Below are 15,648 nucleotides of genomic sequence, written 5' to 3'. Positions count from 1 at the left end.
TTTCGATTATGAAACTCGCTGTCATTGGTACCGGTTATGTTGGCCTCGTCACCGGTGTCGCACTATCTGAAATCGGCCATACGGTGACCTGTATCGATGTCGATCCGGACAAAGTAAACACATTGAATCAAGGGATTCCAACCATTTATGAGCCGGGTCTGGAAGAATTGATGAAGAGGAATATGGCTGAAAACAGGCTATTCTTCACATCGAAACATCAAGACGGTTTAGCCGGTGCTGACGTGATCTACATCGCTGTTGGCACACCACAACGCCCAGACGGATCGGCCAACCTGGATTACGTCGAGCAAGCGGCCCAAGATATCGCAGCAAACATCACGCACGATGTCATTGTCGTGATCAAGAGTACCGTACCAGTTGGGACAAACCTTCATATTAAAAATATCATGAACAGCTATACAAAAAATGAACATCACGTAAAAATTGCTTCCAACCCCGAATTTCTCCGCGAAGGATCGGCCGTAAAAGACACCTTCCACGGCGATCGAATCGTGATTGGCACAGAAGATCAAGAAACGGCTGATACCTTAGCAACCATTAATCAGCCGTTTGATATGCCGATTCTGAAAACTGATATTGCCAGCGCTGAAATGATTAAATACGCGTCCAATGCATTCCTGGCGACAAAAATTAGCTTTATTAATGAAATCACCAATATCTGCGATGCTCTGGGGGCCGATGTTGAAAAAGTTGCCGAAGGCATGGGCAAAGATCATCGGATCGGTCCAGACTTTTTAAAAGCCGGCATTGGCTACGGTGGATCTTGTTTCCCAAAAGATACCAACGCACTGGTGCAAATCGCCGGCAACAACCACCACGTATTCAATCTTCTTAAATCCGTAATTGAAGTCAATAACAACCAGCAAATCCTGCTCTTAGAAAAAATTCAAAAACGTTTTGGCAGTCTGAATGGAATACAAATCATTGCTTTAATTATTAATATATTAAGACACAAACTGGAGAAAATTTATCATCAATTTTTAGAATTGTTATACGTTTGGCGCTTTAAGTTCAACTCTATTTGTCGATCTTACGAGATTCTTGAACCCATTTAATGATAAAAAGCAGTCTGTAATATACTGTAATATGCACTATATTTAGGGAGAGTGGTGAATGATGGCACTTTCAAAAGAAGCGGCGGATGATGATGCGAATGCATGCAAACTCTCAGTTGATCACGCACATAGCGGACTGAAATCAACGATTGACGCACAAAAGAATTATCTCATTATTAAGTGGCTAATGGATTTATTTGGGGCATTCTTCGGAATCATCCTCCTTTCGCCGGTTTTTCTAGTCATCAGTCTATTGATTAAGTTAGATGATCCAAATGGAAAAATTCTTTTTAAGCAAATTCGCGTTGGTCAAAATGGCACGCTCTTTCAAATTTATAAATTTCGCTCAATGGTTTCCAATGCTGAGGATTTATTAGACAGCTTAGTTAATCAGAACGAAATATCCGGAGCAATGTTTAAAATGAAAGAGGATCCGCGTGTCACGCGGATCGGCCGTTTTCTTAGAATGACAAGTCTCGACGAATTGCCGCAGCTCTTTAATGTGTTACATGGAGAGATGAGTCTTGTCGGCCCGCGTCCACCGCTTCCGCGCGAAGTGGACGAATATACTGCCTATGACAAACAACGGCTACTCGTAAAACCAGGCTGCACGGGACTATGGCAAGTGAGTGGGCGGAGTAATCTTGATTTTAAAGATATGGTGACATTAGATTTGCAATATATTCATTCGAGAAGTCTATTATTTGATTTAAAAATAGCCTTTAAGACGATCCACATGCTGTTTGGTTCGAAAAATGCTTTTTAAATGATGCGTTGAGGATGGTGGAACAAGGTGAACGCAATCATTTTGGCAGGTTGAAGTGGAACGCGACTTTATCCCTCCACCCGCTCAATATCGAAACGATTACTTGCAGTGAATAAAAGCTGAGATCTCCTAGAGCTCCAAGATCTTTAAGTAGTAACGGGTCTTTTTTATTATAATCAGGTTATTGACATTGCCAAAAGTATTGTGTTAATTGATCGAGGGAAACTAGAGATAATTTCGGCTAGTGGAATCTATTTAAAAATGGGACAATTAAATTCTGAACTCTCGGAATGTGGATTTAAATGGTAGGATACTAGCGCACATGATTCACTGCTAAAAGCTTCTCAGTTTATTGAGAATTGCTTGTTTGAAGAAAATTGTATTTCGTATGGGCTTATTGATGAGGATAAACTCTATCAATCAGCGAGACCATTATCTAAAAGCGGATACGAAAGATATTTAATTATAATTATTAGATAGAAAAACGGTAAATAGGTAAAAACCATGGGGGAATAATAGTAACAAACAATTTAAAGGTGTCATTTATTGAACCGAAAGCTATTTGATACAATAGCGGTTATTTTATGGAAAATTACCACGCAGAGGAATTATTGCTTTGTGCAGTGACCGGATCGAGTTTTGAGGTTCTTGTCGGTATTCATGAAGGATCGACAACATTTAATCAATCAGTTTTTAATTAAGTAGGGAGAATAAATAATGCAGCATGTATTTATCATCGGATCAAAGGGTATTCCTGGTGCTTATGGTGGGTATGAAACCTTTGTTGATAAGCTCACAGAATATCATCAGAATAATAAAAAGCTTAAGTATCATGTAGCCTGCAAAAGTACTGAAAATGGTGAATTCGAGTATCATAATGCAAGATGTTTCAACGTGAAAGTTCCTGATGTAGGAGCTGCACAAGCAATTTATTATGATATTATTTCCCTGAAACGTTGTTGTGATTACATAAAGAAAAATCATATTGAGCATCCGATTATATATATTCTGGCTTGTAGAATTGGGCTGTTTATCGGGCATTTTCAAAAAGTAATACATAAGTTGGGAGGGAAAGTGTATTTGAACCCCGACGGACACGAATTTCTTCGGGCCAAGTGGTCTGCACCAGTGCGCAAATACTGGAAAATATCAGAGCAGTTAATGGTAAAACACGCCGATTTGCTCATTTGTGATAGCAAAAATATTGAAAAATATATTCAGAAAGAGTATGGACAATATCATCCGAAGACAACATTTATTGCATATGGTTCTGAAACAAGACCTTCGCAGTTAGCAGATGATAATAAAAAATATCAACAGTGGCTGACTAAGATGGGATTGACACCGCAAAACTATTATCTGGTAGTAGGGCGCTTTGTTCCAGAAAACAACTTTGAGACAATGATTTGTGAGTTTATGAAATCAAAGTCCAAAAAAGATTTTGCAATTATTACGACTGACAATAATGCCTTCTTGGAAAAAATAGAACAAAAGCTCCATTATAGAAGTGACAATCGAATTAAATTTGTTGGAACCGTGTATGATCAAGAATTGCTTAAGAAAATTCGAGAGAAAGCATATGGATACTTACATGGTCATGAGGTTGGAGGAACTAATCCGAGTTTGCTGGAAGCGTTGAGCAGTACCAAGCTGAACCTGCTGCTTGGTGTTGGTTTTAATCGTGAAGTCGGTGAAGACGTAGCTCTGTACTGGAGAAAAGATGATGGTAACCTCGCTTCATTGATTGAGAAAGCAGATGCGATGAAATCAGAACAAATTGCTTCTTTAGGGATTAGAGCAAAAAAACGAATTGCTGAAGCATATAGTTGGGTTCACATCGTGAATATGTATGAACAAGTGTTTCTCCAAGATTGAGGTGAGATAATGAAAATACTTATGGTCAACAAGTATAATTATATTAAGGGTGGAAGTGAAACATATTATTTTGCATTGAAACGAGTGCTAGAAGCACACGGTCATACGGTCATTGATTTCTCGATGAAGGATGAGAAGAACGTCACATCACCATATAGTGAATATTTTGTTGATCATGTGGACTACAATGGGGCTGGAGGAATGTTTGCAAAGTTCCGGATGGCGATGAATATCATATATTCCCGTGAAGCAAAAAAAAAGTTTGAGACACTAGTTAAAGCAGAACATCCGGATTTAATACATCTTCATATTTTTCAGCATCAAATGTCTCCTTCTATTTTAGATGTTATTAAAAAATATCATATTCCAACAGTATATACTGCACATGATTTAAAGATGGTCTGTTTGAATTATAAGATGATGCATCATGGTGAAATCTGTGAAAAGTGTATAGATGGTCATTATTATCATTGTGCTGTCAATAGATGTGTGAAGAATTCACTGTCTAAAAGTTGCGTCAATGTCATTGAGGGTTATATACACAAATGGCGTAAAAGTTATGATGCAATTGATACTATTATTACTCCCAGTGCATTCTATATGAGAAAGTTTGAAGAATTTGGCATATCACCAGAGAGAATTGTCCATATACCGAACTTTTTAGACCGAGAAGCACCAGTTGTAAAACATTCAACAGATGCTAAGAAATATTATTTGTATTTTGGGCGTTTATCAGAAGAAAAAGGTATTCTTACATTAATTAAAGCTGTAACAGGAACGAATATGCAATTGTACGTGGTAGGAACAGGACCATTGAAAGAGGAACTTGCTGATTATATAACCAAAAATCAGTTGACAAATATAAAATTACTTGGTTTCAAGGGCGGACAAGAATTGATAGACATTGTGGGAAATGCCAAGGCAATTATTTTGCCATCTGAGTGGTATGAAAACGGGCCTTATTCTGCAATAGAAGCACTTCAACTTGGAAGGCCGATTGTCGGAGCGGATATTGGCGGCATTCCGGAGTTGGTTAAAGAAAATGGATATTTGTTTGAAAGTAGAAATGCTATATCGTTACGAGAAGCATTAGAAAAGATTGAACAGATGGATTTCCCCACCTATCAACAGATGGAGCGAGCATCTTTGTACTTGTATGAAGAAAATTATACGCAGGGTATCCATTATGAATTGCTACAGAAAGTATATCAAAATGTTGGAATTACCTTATAGATGGAGACAGAGGCAAAATAAACAGGAACTAATAAGGAACTAATATTTCCCATGATGTAGTGCACGTGATTATCGTGAGAACCGGAGAGCGTGCGGCAGATCTTTTTGGGTCATGAAGGGAGGGGACTTTCTTCGCTGGGCAGAGAAGAAAATTCTGAAGGAGCAATGTTCACTGGATGCCGCTGTCTGTCATGCACGGACACATTGGGAGTTTAAAGATCATTACGTGCCCTATACGAGACCATTTTATAATCTGACTGACCAAGGAAAAATGGCTGTAATCAACTTGATATTGCGCTGAAAACAAGTCAATCCATGAAAAAGTAATCTGTTAAGAAAAACAGCGTTTCTGGGATAAAGTATCGAGCAACGCAACCTGAGATTGAGATTCGAGAAGAATTTGGCCACTGGGAATTGATACGGATCAGTACAAAAGAGTCAGGATCACGTACTGTTCACATTGGCGGAGCGTATGACCCGCAAACAACTGATGATTGGAATATTTGGAAAGAGAGATACACCCGTCTGTACAAGAAGGCTTAAGAGGGATAATGGCTCCTTATGAGGAGCCGCCCTATAACCGTATTTAAGATCATTACTGCGGATAACGGGGACTGAATTCAGTGAGCTGGCAAATTTGAGTGAAGAAGGCATTTATGTTTATTTCACCCAGCGCTATACATCTTTATGAGATCGGCACAACGGGATGATTCGACGATTCATCAAAAAGGGATAACCAATTCATCAGTATACCGATGCGTACCTACAAGATGTCGAAACATGGAAGAATGAGTTGCTACGAAAGATTCTGGGTTATCAGACACGCAATCAAGAACATATAACGGTAGGTTTCACCAAGGTTACAGAGTCAATCTATAGAGTGTTGAATTTTATTGTAAGTTATGAAAAAAATGAAAGGGGTGAAATAAAGTTATGGAAAAGGCATTAATTGTAGCAAATTTAGCAGGTTTTTTTAATTTCTTGTGGAACGACATTAAAATCCTTGAAGGTATGGGATATAGCATAGAAGTTGCAGCTAACTGTATTATGAATGACGGAGAATACTATCCGGAAGTGAAAAAATTTAAAGAAAAGAAAATTTGTTTTTACAACGTTAACTTCGACTCTAAGAATCCTTTATCACCACAGAATATTAGAGCATTCAATCAAATAAAGAATATATTAAGACAAAATAAGTATCAACTAATTCATTGTCATACACCAATTGCAGGTATATTTACTAGATTAGCAGCACGGTCAATCAGAAGGCATGACTGTAAGGTGATTTATACAACGCATGGCTTTGCATTTACAGATACATCCTCTAAGAAATCATGGTTGATTTATTATAATATAGAGCGTTTTTGCTCAAGATTTACAGATGCAATTATCACAATCAACCATTTAGATTTTGATAATGCAAAAAGAATGAAATGTAAAAAAGTATTCTGTATTCCTGGAGTAGGGGTTGATGTAGCTAAATATAGAGACATGAACATTAATCGTGTCGAGTACAGAAAGAGTATAGGTGTACAAGAAAATAAAATTATGGTACTTAGTGTTGGTGAGTTATCTCAGCGAAAAAACCATCAAGCAGTTATAAAAGCATTGGGCTTGTTAAATGATAAAGAAAAGTATGTATATGTTATTTGTGGGACAGAAGTGGTTAATTCAGGGATGAAAAAGCACCTCCAAGATTTAGCCCGTGAAAATAATGTAAATTTAGTTCTGCTTGGGCATAGATTGGATACAGCCCAAATATATAAGTGTGCAGATATATCAGCGATTCCCTCTTTGCGAGAGGGGCTAGGGTTAGCTGGGATAGAAGCATTAGCTGCTGGTATTCCGGTAATAGGAGCTAATGTTCAGGGAATTAGAGAATATGTCATTGATTCAGAAGATGGGTACTTATGTAATCCAAATGAAATTGAAAGCATTTCAAGTATAATAGATAAACTTTCAAATATATCTGAGGAAACAAAAGAATCTATGTATCGAAAATGCGTTGAAATTGCATCAAAATTTGATATTAGTGTGTCGAATCAGAAAATGAAACTAATATATGAGACTGTTCTTGGAAATAATGAGAATTCGGGAGAATAAGTATTGTGCAAATAGCATCCATGGAAAAAGAACTCATATCAGTGATAGTTCCCATCTATAAAGTTGAAAAATATTTATCAAAGTGTGTTGATTCTATATTAAATCAAACATATGAGAATTTGGAAATTATACTAATAAATGACGGTTCACCAGATAATTGCGGGAAAATGATTGATGAATACCTGGTAAAGGATAACAGAATAAAAACTATTCATAAAAAGAATGGGGGGCTATCTGATGCAAGAAATGCTGGTTTGGATGTGTGTCAAGGGAAATATGTAACTTGTATTGATTCTGATGATTATATTGAACCGGATTATATCCATTATCTGTATGATTTATTAAAGGAAAATGATGCAGCCTTATCAATATGTACCCATAGATATGTAACAGAAGATGGAGCAGTTATCAATAAAGTATATGATAATAGTAAAGTTATCATAATGAATCAAGAAGAAGCATTATACCAATTATGTAATAGTTCCCTATTCTCTAGTTCTGCATGGGCAAAGCTGTATAGAAAATCTGATTTTGCAAATGTTAGATATCCAATCGGACGTATTTTTGAAGATTTGCCTACCACTTATAAACTTTTTATGAAGGCAGATAAAATTGTATTCGGGCAAAGGGCATTATATGATTATGTTTTTCGTCAGGGGGCAATATCGCGGCAACAATTTAATCCGAGAAGAATAGATGCAATTGAATTTGCAGAACAAATGTGCAACGTTGTTGTGTGTAAGTATCCAAGATTAAAGAAGGTTGCATCTAAACGATTATTCGAAGAATACGCTTATGTTTTAAGAAATATGGTGTTGAGTAAAAGTGAAGACACAAAACTTATAAAAAGTTTGTATAAAAAGCTTGTTAATGTTCGTCATGAGGCATACAAACAAGGCTTAACATTCAAAATGAAATGTTATTGGGGTATGTCTGTTTTAGGAATCTATTCACTAAAGTTAGGAATAAGAGTAGAAGGATCTATACATAAAATTTGGATGAGGACGAGAAAATAAAATGCGATATAAAATACCGGATAAAATATACCCAGTCAATTTTTATTAAAAAGCTGATAATTGCAAGTCCAATTATATGTACTATATTTCTCATGTTTTGGTGTAATATATTTGCTAATAGCCATTTGCTTAATAAGAAATTTCTGCAATTGCAATTGGACAAAATTCATTTGGCTATTAGCTAATGTACTACAATGGAGTATCTATGTATGCGCTGTTTGTTATTTGCTTGCCTATTTTAAGGTCAGTGTTAATTTCTAAAAAGAGTTTGGGGAAATGCAGATGATTGTAACCAAAAAAGAACTAATAGAATGTTTAAAGACAGAAAAAAATCTTTATATAGGTGGCAACTGGAAAAATTTGCTCCGCTTGTCTTTGTTAAAAGATCATGATTATTTACTCTGGAAATATGCAAAAAGTTTAAGATATACAGAATATCACTTTAATAATAAACATCGTATAAGATATTACATATGGCAACGAAAGAAAAATATAATCGGATCAAAGTTAGGTGTTACCATGTGGCATAATACGGTTGATGCAGGCCTTAGAATATGGCATTACGGTTCTATTATAGTTAATGGGCATACTAATATAGGGAAAAATTGCCAATTACATGGTGATAATTGTATAGGGAACAAAGGGGAATCTGAAAAAGGGGTACCTACTATTGGAGATAATGTTGATATTGGCGTGGGGGCAAAAATAATTGGCGGTGTATACATTGCGAGTAATATTAGAATAGGAGCGAATGCAGTAGTCACAAGATCATTTTATGAAGAAGGAATTACTATTGTAGGTGTACCGGCGAAAAAAGTTCAATAGTTAAGTGGAGGATATTTTCTTGAAGAAAAAGATATTAGCGTTATGTAATACACCATATCAAATTATTGTGGCTAGTAAACTGGAGCAAGATTATTATACAGATGATTTTGTGGATATTATAGTAACTGATTATATGAATGAGTCGTTGGAAATATTTAATGGCCTAAAAGCAAGTAGGATTTACCGACGTGTTCATCATTGGAAGGTAAAAGAAAGCATAAAAAATGACAAGCTAAGCCTTATAAAGACAAAATTGCTTGGCAAGAAAGTGCTAAGGCGATTCTTACCACAATATGACGAACTTGACAAAAGGTACGATGTCTTTTTATTCGCTAATAATTCTATGCTAGTGCAGTATTTAGGAAGCCTTTTACGTATGGATAATAGCAATTTGTTTGGGTGTATGTATGAAGATGGGCTTAGCACATATTCAGACTATTATGGGCAATTCTGGAAGAGAAAAAATTGGATACATAGATGGTTAAGATCATTCTTTTTCACCATTTCGACAGTATATTTGTTTAATCCTAATATTCTAGATTGGACACCTAATTGTGAAATCGTAAAAGTGGATCCTACATTCTGTAGAAGATTAATAAATGATTTAAACTTGATTTTTAGATATAGAGAGTCTATTGATAAATACGATAAAAAGTATATTTTTTTTGAAGAATCTTATTCGGGTGATGGAAGACCAATCGATGACTGCGAATTGGTTGATAAGATAGCCCAGTTGGTAGGAAAAAATAATATTTATGTTAAAGTTCATCCTAGAAACAAAAAAAATCGATTTAATGAACGAGGTTATAAAACAAATATTGATACGCGTATTCCTTGGGAGATAATTCTATTAAACAATGATTTCACTAATACCATATTTATTAGCATTGCATCTAGCGCAACAATTAATCCGTTCTTATTTCTTGGCAAAAATATTAAAACCATTCTATTATATAGATGCACAAAGTACCCTGAATCATTATATAAAGAGATTGTTAAATTATGTGATAAAATCTGTTCAATAAACAATGAAGTTTTTGTTATTCCGAATCGAATTAGTGAATTAAAATCTTTATTAGACAAACCACTAATTTGAATTTAAAAAATAATAAGAAACATCTAGATTGCTAACTATCTTGGTACTGATAGTTTTCAGATGATAGTATCTATATTCTAATTACCTGAAAATGAACATAAAGATACTATTTGGTTTGAAACAACAGAGATCTTTTGGGGGAACATACTTAAAATGCGACCCGAGCAGAAAAAACGTTGCTGAAGTAATGTTTCTGCTTAAAATGGTGGCAGAGGGAGGGGGCAGATATGAAGATACGGAGCAAATTGTGTGATATTCGAGATTTTTATCAGTCGCTTTCAAGTGCTGTAAAAGCATCACTATGGTTTACAGTATGTAATATTGTGGAAAAAGGTATTGCTCTATTGTCGACGCCGATTTTCACGCGAATTCTTACAACAGATCAATTTGGCGTATATACAGTTTATCAATCCTGGTATCAGATTATTACCATATTTGCTACGTTAAATTTGTATTGTGGTGTATTTAATAATGGATTGCTAAAATTTGAAAAAAACAGAGATGTGTTTACCTCTGCGATTCAAGGTCTTTCAACCACGATAACGGTAACACTTTTTCTAGTATATCTTGTTTCTAAAGATTTTTGGAATAGTATGTTGGGGCTAAATTCACTATATATATGCATGATCTTTGTGGAATTGTTGTTCGTCCCAGCATATTTATTTTGGAGTACGCGAGAAAGGTTTTCGTATCGATATAAAAAAATTATTATCACAACAATTATCATTGCACTTGGAAGTCCTTTGCTTGGCGTTGTTGCTGTTTTAAACACTGAATATAAAGCTGAAGCTCGAGTTATTTCTTACGTCTTAGTTCAGGTTTGTATAGGAATTATATTTTATATTTTCAATGCAAAAAAAGGAAAAAAATTTTTTGATGCCAATATATGGTTATATGCATTAGCTTTTAATATTCCATTGATACCACATTATCTTGCATTCTCACTTTTAAATCAAGTTGACCGTATTATGATAAGTAAAATTATTGATACGGGTACAGCAGCAATATATAGTGTAGCTTATTCCATATCAATGATGATGAATATTATAACAAATGCAATCAATAATTCTTTTATTCCATATACCTACAAAAAGTTAAAGGAAAAAGAATATGATGATATAAAGACAAACACCAATTTGTTACTTGTTGTAGTCGGCAGCGCTTGTATTGTGGCGATAGCATTTTCCCCAGAAATTATACAAATATTTGCATCTAGTGAATACTATGATGCAATTTGGGTTATGCCACCACTTGCTGCATCTGTCTATTTTATGTTTTTGTATCCGTTGTTCGGGAACATAGAATTTTATTTTGAAAAAACTAAATATGTTACTATAGCTTCTTGTATAGGTGCAATAGCTAATGTTATTTTGAATTTTATATTTATACGTTTTTATGGCTATTACGCGGCAGCTTATACGACATTGTTTTGTTATATTTTATTTGCATTTGCTCATTATTTCTTTTACAGAAAAGTATTAGCCGAAAAAATAAAAGAAATAGATAATATTTATGATATAAAATTTATTGTTGTTTTTTCTGTAATTATTCTTTTCATAATGATTGGTATGACTTTAGTATACAAATTAATATTGGTTAGATATAGTATTATAGTTTTTGTTGGATTTATAGCATTCTTAAAGCGCAAAATGGTATTTTCTCAAATTATAGAAATTAGAAAAAAATAGTCTGCGACATAATGTGTAACTGTTGCTCCTACATATTTTCAAAGTTGATGGAGAATTTTTTTTACCACATTAGGAGATTTTTTTAGAATTGCTATGAAATTAGATTACCTTATTCATAATTGTAGAAAAAATTAAGTGAATAAATTTGTTAAGGGATGATAAAATGAAAATAGTAGCTATTGTACCCATGAAATTAAATAATCGACGATTACCACAAAAAAATACAAAATCATTTTCAAATGGAAAACCGCTATGTCATTATATATTGTCTACTTTATTAAAGATCGATAGTATTGACGATGTATATGTATATTGCAGTAATCCTGCAATTCAAGAATTTATTCCGGATGGAGTAAAATATCTTCAACGCAGTACATCACTTGATCAAGATTCGACCAAAATGAATGAGATACTACAGAGCTTTGCACATGATGTTCCATCAGATGTCTATGTTATGACACACACTACAGCACCATTTATTTCTAGGGAATCCATAGAAAAAGGACTGAATGCAGTTGTTGAAGGCAAATATGATTCAGCATTTGCAGCGAAAAAATTACAAGATTTCTTATGGAAGGATGGGACTCCATTTAATTATGAACTAGACAATATTCCAAGAACGCAAGATATTCCACCGATTTTTGAAGAAACAAGTGGTTTTTATATATATACTAAAAATGTGATTAATAAACTTGGACTAAGAATAGGAATGAAACCACATATCGTTGAGGTGAGTGAAATTGAAAGTATAGATATTGATGAGAAAGAAGATTTTATTATAGCAGATGCAATTTACAATTTTGTGTTTGCATTAAAAAGAAATGGAATTGATCAAAATTAAATTAGTGTATTGTTGATTATGTATTTATAAAGATAGTAAAGTCCTCCCAAAATGAATAAACAATTCTATCAAGAAGGGATGGAATACAAATGAATAGAGTCCGTGTATTAGATTGTACATTAAGAGATGGTGGTTACTGCAATCAATGGCGGTTTGGATATGAGAACGTAAAGAAAATAATTAATGGTTTAGTTAAATCAGGTATTAATATTGTCGAATGCGGCTTTTTGACAAATAAAGTCGAATATCAAGAAAATAGGACCAAGTTTACAACGATGGACGAAGTAGCAGAAGTTCTTCCAAAAAATCGTTCAGAAAAACTGTTTGTTTGTTTAATGAATTATGGTGAATACAATCTTGAAGATATACCGCCTTATGATGGTACTTCACTTGATGGCATTCGAGTTGCTTTTCATAAGAAGGACATGTCAAAAGCATTGGAATTCTGTGAAGGAATTAAGAAGAAGGGCTATAAAGTATTTGTTCAGGCTATGGTTTCTTTAAACTATTCAGATGAAGAGTATTTAGAATTGATAAAACGCACTAATATAATAGCACCATATGCGTTTTACATCGTGGATAGTTTTGGTGTCATGAAAGGTAAGGACCTTACAAGACTGTTCTATATTGTGGAGCATAATTTAACAGAATCGATTTACATAGGATATCATTCGCACAATAACATGCAGCTCGCTTATTCAAATGCTCAATCTTTGGTATCAATTCAGACAAAACGAAAATTAATCATTGATGCCAGTATCTTTGGAATGGGACGAGGCGCCGGCAATTTAAATACTGAGTTATTCGTGGAGTTTTTGAATGATACCGAAGGAACTGAGTATAAACTTCAGCCACTGCTAACCCTCATTGACGAAATTTTAAATAAATTCTATCAAGAAAATTATTGGGGTTATTCACTTCCAAATTATCTTTCCGCTTCACACAATGCGCATCCCAATTATGCTTCATATTTGAATGATAAACAGACACTTACAATTGAAGACATGGATGCCATTTTTTCCATGATGAGTAATGAGAAAAAGGCGAGCTTTGATAAAGAATACATTGAAGCACTTTATACAAACTATATGGCTAATGGTAAGAGCTACGAAGAGCATATAGTGGAACTGAAAAAAACATTGTTTGGGAAAAAGATCTTAATTATTGCTCCAGGAAAAAGCAGCGAAGTTGAAAAAGCAAAGATCATTCAATTTGCTGAACAGCATGATGTCGTAAGCATTAGTATTAATTTCGACTATAATTATCTGTATACAGACTTTATATTCCTTAGCAATCTTCGTAGATACCGTGAGCTTAATAAGAGCAAGAGATATAAGTGCATCGTAACTTCAAATATCCCAGCGGAGAATATTTATATTAAGACGAAATATGGTCAACTTTTAAATGATGTCGAGGCTGTTCGTGATAATGCTGGGATGATGCTGATTCAGTTCCTGATTAATCTTGGTGTCAAAGACATTATAATTGCAGGTATTGATGGATATTCACATGAAGTAAGTGAAAACTATGCTGATGAACAAATGGCGTTAATCACAAAAAATGCTATTTTGGATGCAATGAATACTGGAATGACTAATCTGCTAACGAGGTTTGCCAATAAAGTCAAAATTACATTTTTAACAGGACCTAGGAGAGTGACAATTGCCAACTTGGATTTATTAGATAATATTTGAAAAAATATTGTTAAAGTTAGATCATAAAAAAACTGTTATTAAAAAGTCCGAAAATTGGTTTTTTATGCCTCCTTTCGGATTTTTTTGTTCTTAGTAATTATCTTCCTGATTATGTAAATCTAGTTCATTTACTTTAAAATTTTGACCATCAAATAAAATTTTTCTCACAGTGCTATTCGACATTCTTTTCACATTTTTATCTTTAAACAAGTAAAAAATTAAACAGCTGATAAATAATCCGTGACTCACAACAAGAATATTATTATAACTTGAGGTAGCTATTTGATTCAATAAGCTAGATATTCTTAATTTGATATCATTTAAATCTTCTGCGAAATTGAAAAAATCCATTTTTTTAATACTTTCAAGCAATATAATCTTCTCGTAATCCGTATAACCCGATCTGGAAAATGGCATATCAAAATTAGTGGCAGCTAGTCTCCACACCTCACTACTATTGTTTCCTTCAAAGCATCCAAATGATACTTCTCTAAGATTGGTTGTCTCTATCATCGGAATATCTGAGTTATACTTGCCATTTTCTAAAATTAATTTAGTTGTATCTACTGCCCGCGTCAAGTCGCTTGTAAAGGCAATATCAAAGCATATATCTTTATTACTAAAGAGAGTACCCAATTTTCTTGCGCTCTCTTTGCCTTTTAAAGTGAGAGGAGTATCACACCAACCTTGAATTCGTGATAATACATTAAAGAAAGTTTCTCCATGTCTAACAATATAAATGTTTTTCATATGTACCTACACCTACCAACAATAAGTAATTTTTTACAAGATTAAAATTTGACCATATTTTCGATCCAATAACTGTCAGATAAAATGTCCGTAGGACAAGATCTGACAGCTATTCTAAGAAAGAAAAAGGAAATCTCTGTATTCCCAATGAAGAATTTTCAATTTGTCTCGCTTACGATTGAAGAAGACAAAGAGGCAAGATGAGAACCTTCTTGAACCAAGACGGACAATCCGTCGATCGATTTACGAAGGTCCGAGGACCCTTGACCAAATAGACCGTTTCAATGGTGGACTCACGATTCATTGAGTACGCAGCACCGGAAGAACGTCCGCATATAGACCCGGATCGAACCCGGCATGAACCCGGCATGAACTTCAACTTTAACGAATCCATAATGAATAAGCAAGGGAGCGTGAATCACCTGGGTTTCCAGTTCAATAGACATCCATTGATCCGTTGGCTGGGACAGATGGGTAAGACGCAATTTTCGTCTCTAATAGCGGAACTGGCTCAAGGGAATCTCTTGAGCCATGAACAACTGTGTACCCGTTAAGTTGCAGGCCGTGTAATCGTTCATTTGTTTTTGCCAAAGTTCTTTTAATTCTGTCCGTTTCATGGCTCATCCCACCAATCATTTGATAGAGGCATTATCGCATGAACGCTTCATCAAAAGAAAGTGTCCAT

General features: G+C 34.6%; 13 protein-coding genes and 1 pseudogene. 11 read left to right on the top strand and 3 right to left on the bottom strand.

The window, feature by feature from the left end; translation table 11 throughout:
- Nucleotides 1-8 precede the first annotated feature (8 nt).
- The 11 genes and pseudogenes from JOC27_RS05885 to JOC27_RS05835 form a co-directional block, all read left to right on the top strand.
- A pseudogene (locus JOC27_RS05885) lies at nt 9-953 on the top strand (UDP-glucose dehydrogenase family protein); the annotation flags it as partial.
- A 184-nt stretch (nt 954-1,137) separates the two neighbouring features.
- Nucleotides 1,138-1,842: a sugar transferase gene (locus JOC27_RS05880; RefSeq protein ID WP_205006132.1), complete on the top strand. Its 705-nt coding sequence runs from the start codon at nt 1,138-1,140 to the stop codon at nt 1,840-1,842.
- Nucleotides 1,843-2,559: 717 nt separating this feature from the next.
- Entirely contained in the window at nt 2,560-3,717 is a 1,158-nt protein-coding gene (gene cps2T / locus JOC27_RS05875) for a beta 1-4 rhamnosyltransferase Cps2T (RefSeq protein ID WP_205006084.1), read from the top strand.
- A 9-nt stretch (nt 3,718-3,726) separates the two neighbouring features.
- Nucleotides 3,727-4,950: a glycosyltransferase family 4 protein gene (locus JOC27_RS05870; RefSeq protein ID WP_205006083.1), complete on the top strand. Its 1,224-nt coding sequence runs from the start codon at nt 3,727-3,729 to the stop codon at nt 4,948-4,950.
- Between the two features lie 933 nt (nt 4,951-5,883).
- Nucleotides 5,884-7,053, top strand: coding sequence for a glycosyltransferase (locus JOC27_RS05865; RefSeq protein ID WP_205006082.1), 1,170 nt, complete (start codon nt 5,884-5,886; stop codon nt 7,051-7,053).
- Nucleotides 7,054-7,058: 5 nt separating this feature from the next.
- Nucleotides 7,059-8,069: a glycosyltransferase family 2 protein gene (locus tag JOC27_RS05860; protein WP_338062776.1), complete on the top strand. Its 1,011-nt coding sequence runs from the start codon at nt 7,059-7,061 to the stop codon at nt 8,067-8,069.
- A 282-nt stretch (nt 8,070-8,351) separates the two neighbouring features.
- Nucleotides 8,352-8,894: a serine O-acetyltransferase gene (locus JOC27_RS13395; RefSeq protein WP_239529912.1), complete on the top strand. Its 543-nt coding sequence runs from the start codon at nt 8,352-8,354 to the stop codon at nt 8,892-8,894.
- Nucleotides 8,895-8,913: 19 nt separating this feature from the next.
- Nucleotides 8,914-9,990, top strand: a complete 1,077-nt coding sequence (locus JOC27_RS05850) for a polysialyltransferase family glycosyltransferase (RefSeq protein WP_205006081.1) — start codon at nt 8,914-8,916, stop codon at nt 9,988-9,990.
- A 227-nt stretch (nt 9,991-10,217) separates the two neighbouring features.
- Nucleotides 10,218-11,678, top strand: a complete 1,461-nt coding sequence (locus tag JOC27_RS05845) for a lipopolysaccharide biosynthesis protein (RefSeq protein ID WP_205006080.1) — start codon at nt 10,218-10,220, stop codon at nt 11,676-11,678.
- A gap of 163 nt (nt 11,679-11,841) precedes the next feature.
- On the top strand, nt 11,842-12,519 hold the full coding sequence (locus JOC27_RS05840; protein ID WP_205006079.1) for an acylneuraminate cytidylyltransferase family protein: 678 nt from the start codon (nt 11,842-11,844) through the stop codon (nt 12,517-12,519).
- A gap of 89 nt (nt 12,520-12,608) precedes the next feature.
- A complete protein-coding gene (locus tag JOC27_RS05835) occupies nt 12,609-14,213 on the top strand; it encodes a hypothetical protein (protein WP_205006078.1) in 1,605 nt (534 codons plus the stop codon).
- Between the two features lie 90 nt (nt 14,214-14,303).
- Here JOC27_RS05835 and JOC27_RS05830 read toward each other — a convergent pair whose 3' ends face one another.
- From JOC27_RS05830 to JOC27_RS13535, 3 genes are all read right to left on the bottom strand, one after another.
- Nucleotides 14,304-14,963, bottom strand: coding sequence for a histidine phosphatase family protein (locus JOC27_RS05830; RefSeq protein WP_205006077.1), 660 nt, complete (start codon nt 14,961-14,963; stop codon nt 14,304-14,306).
- A gap of 114 nt (nt 14,964-15,077) precedes the next feature.
- Nucleotides 15,078-15,194 (bottom strand): IS66 family insertion sequence element accessory protein TnpB, encoded by a 117-nt coding sequence (gene tnpB, locus JOC27_RS13655; RefSeq protein ID WP_420832731.1) that lies wholly within the window; start codon nt 15,192-15,194, stop codon nt 15,078-15,080.
- Nucleotides 15,195-15,457: 263 nt separating this feature from the next.
- Complete coding sequence (locus JOC27_RS13535; protein ID WP_275587787.1) at nt 15,458-15,580, bottom strand: hypothetical protein; 123 nt, start codon at nt 15,578-15,580, stop codon at nt 15,458-15,460.
- Nucleotides 15,581-15,648: the final 68 nt, after the last annotated feature.

The sequence above is a fragment of the Sporolactobacillus spathodeae genome (assembly GCF_016908935.1).
In the GTDB taxonomy this organism is placed as follows: domain Bacteria; phylum Bacillota; class Bacilli; order Bacillales; family Sporolactobacillaceae; genus Sporolactobacillus; species Sporolactobacillus spathodeae.
Note: the sequence above shows the minus strand (reverse complement) of the source record. Positions and strands in the feature narration are given on the sequence as shown.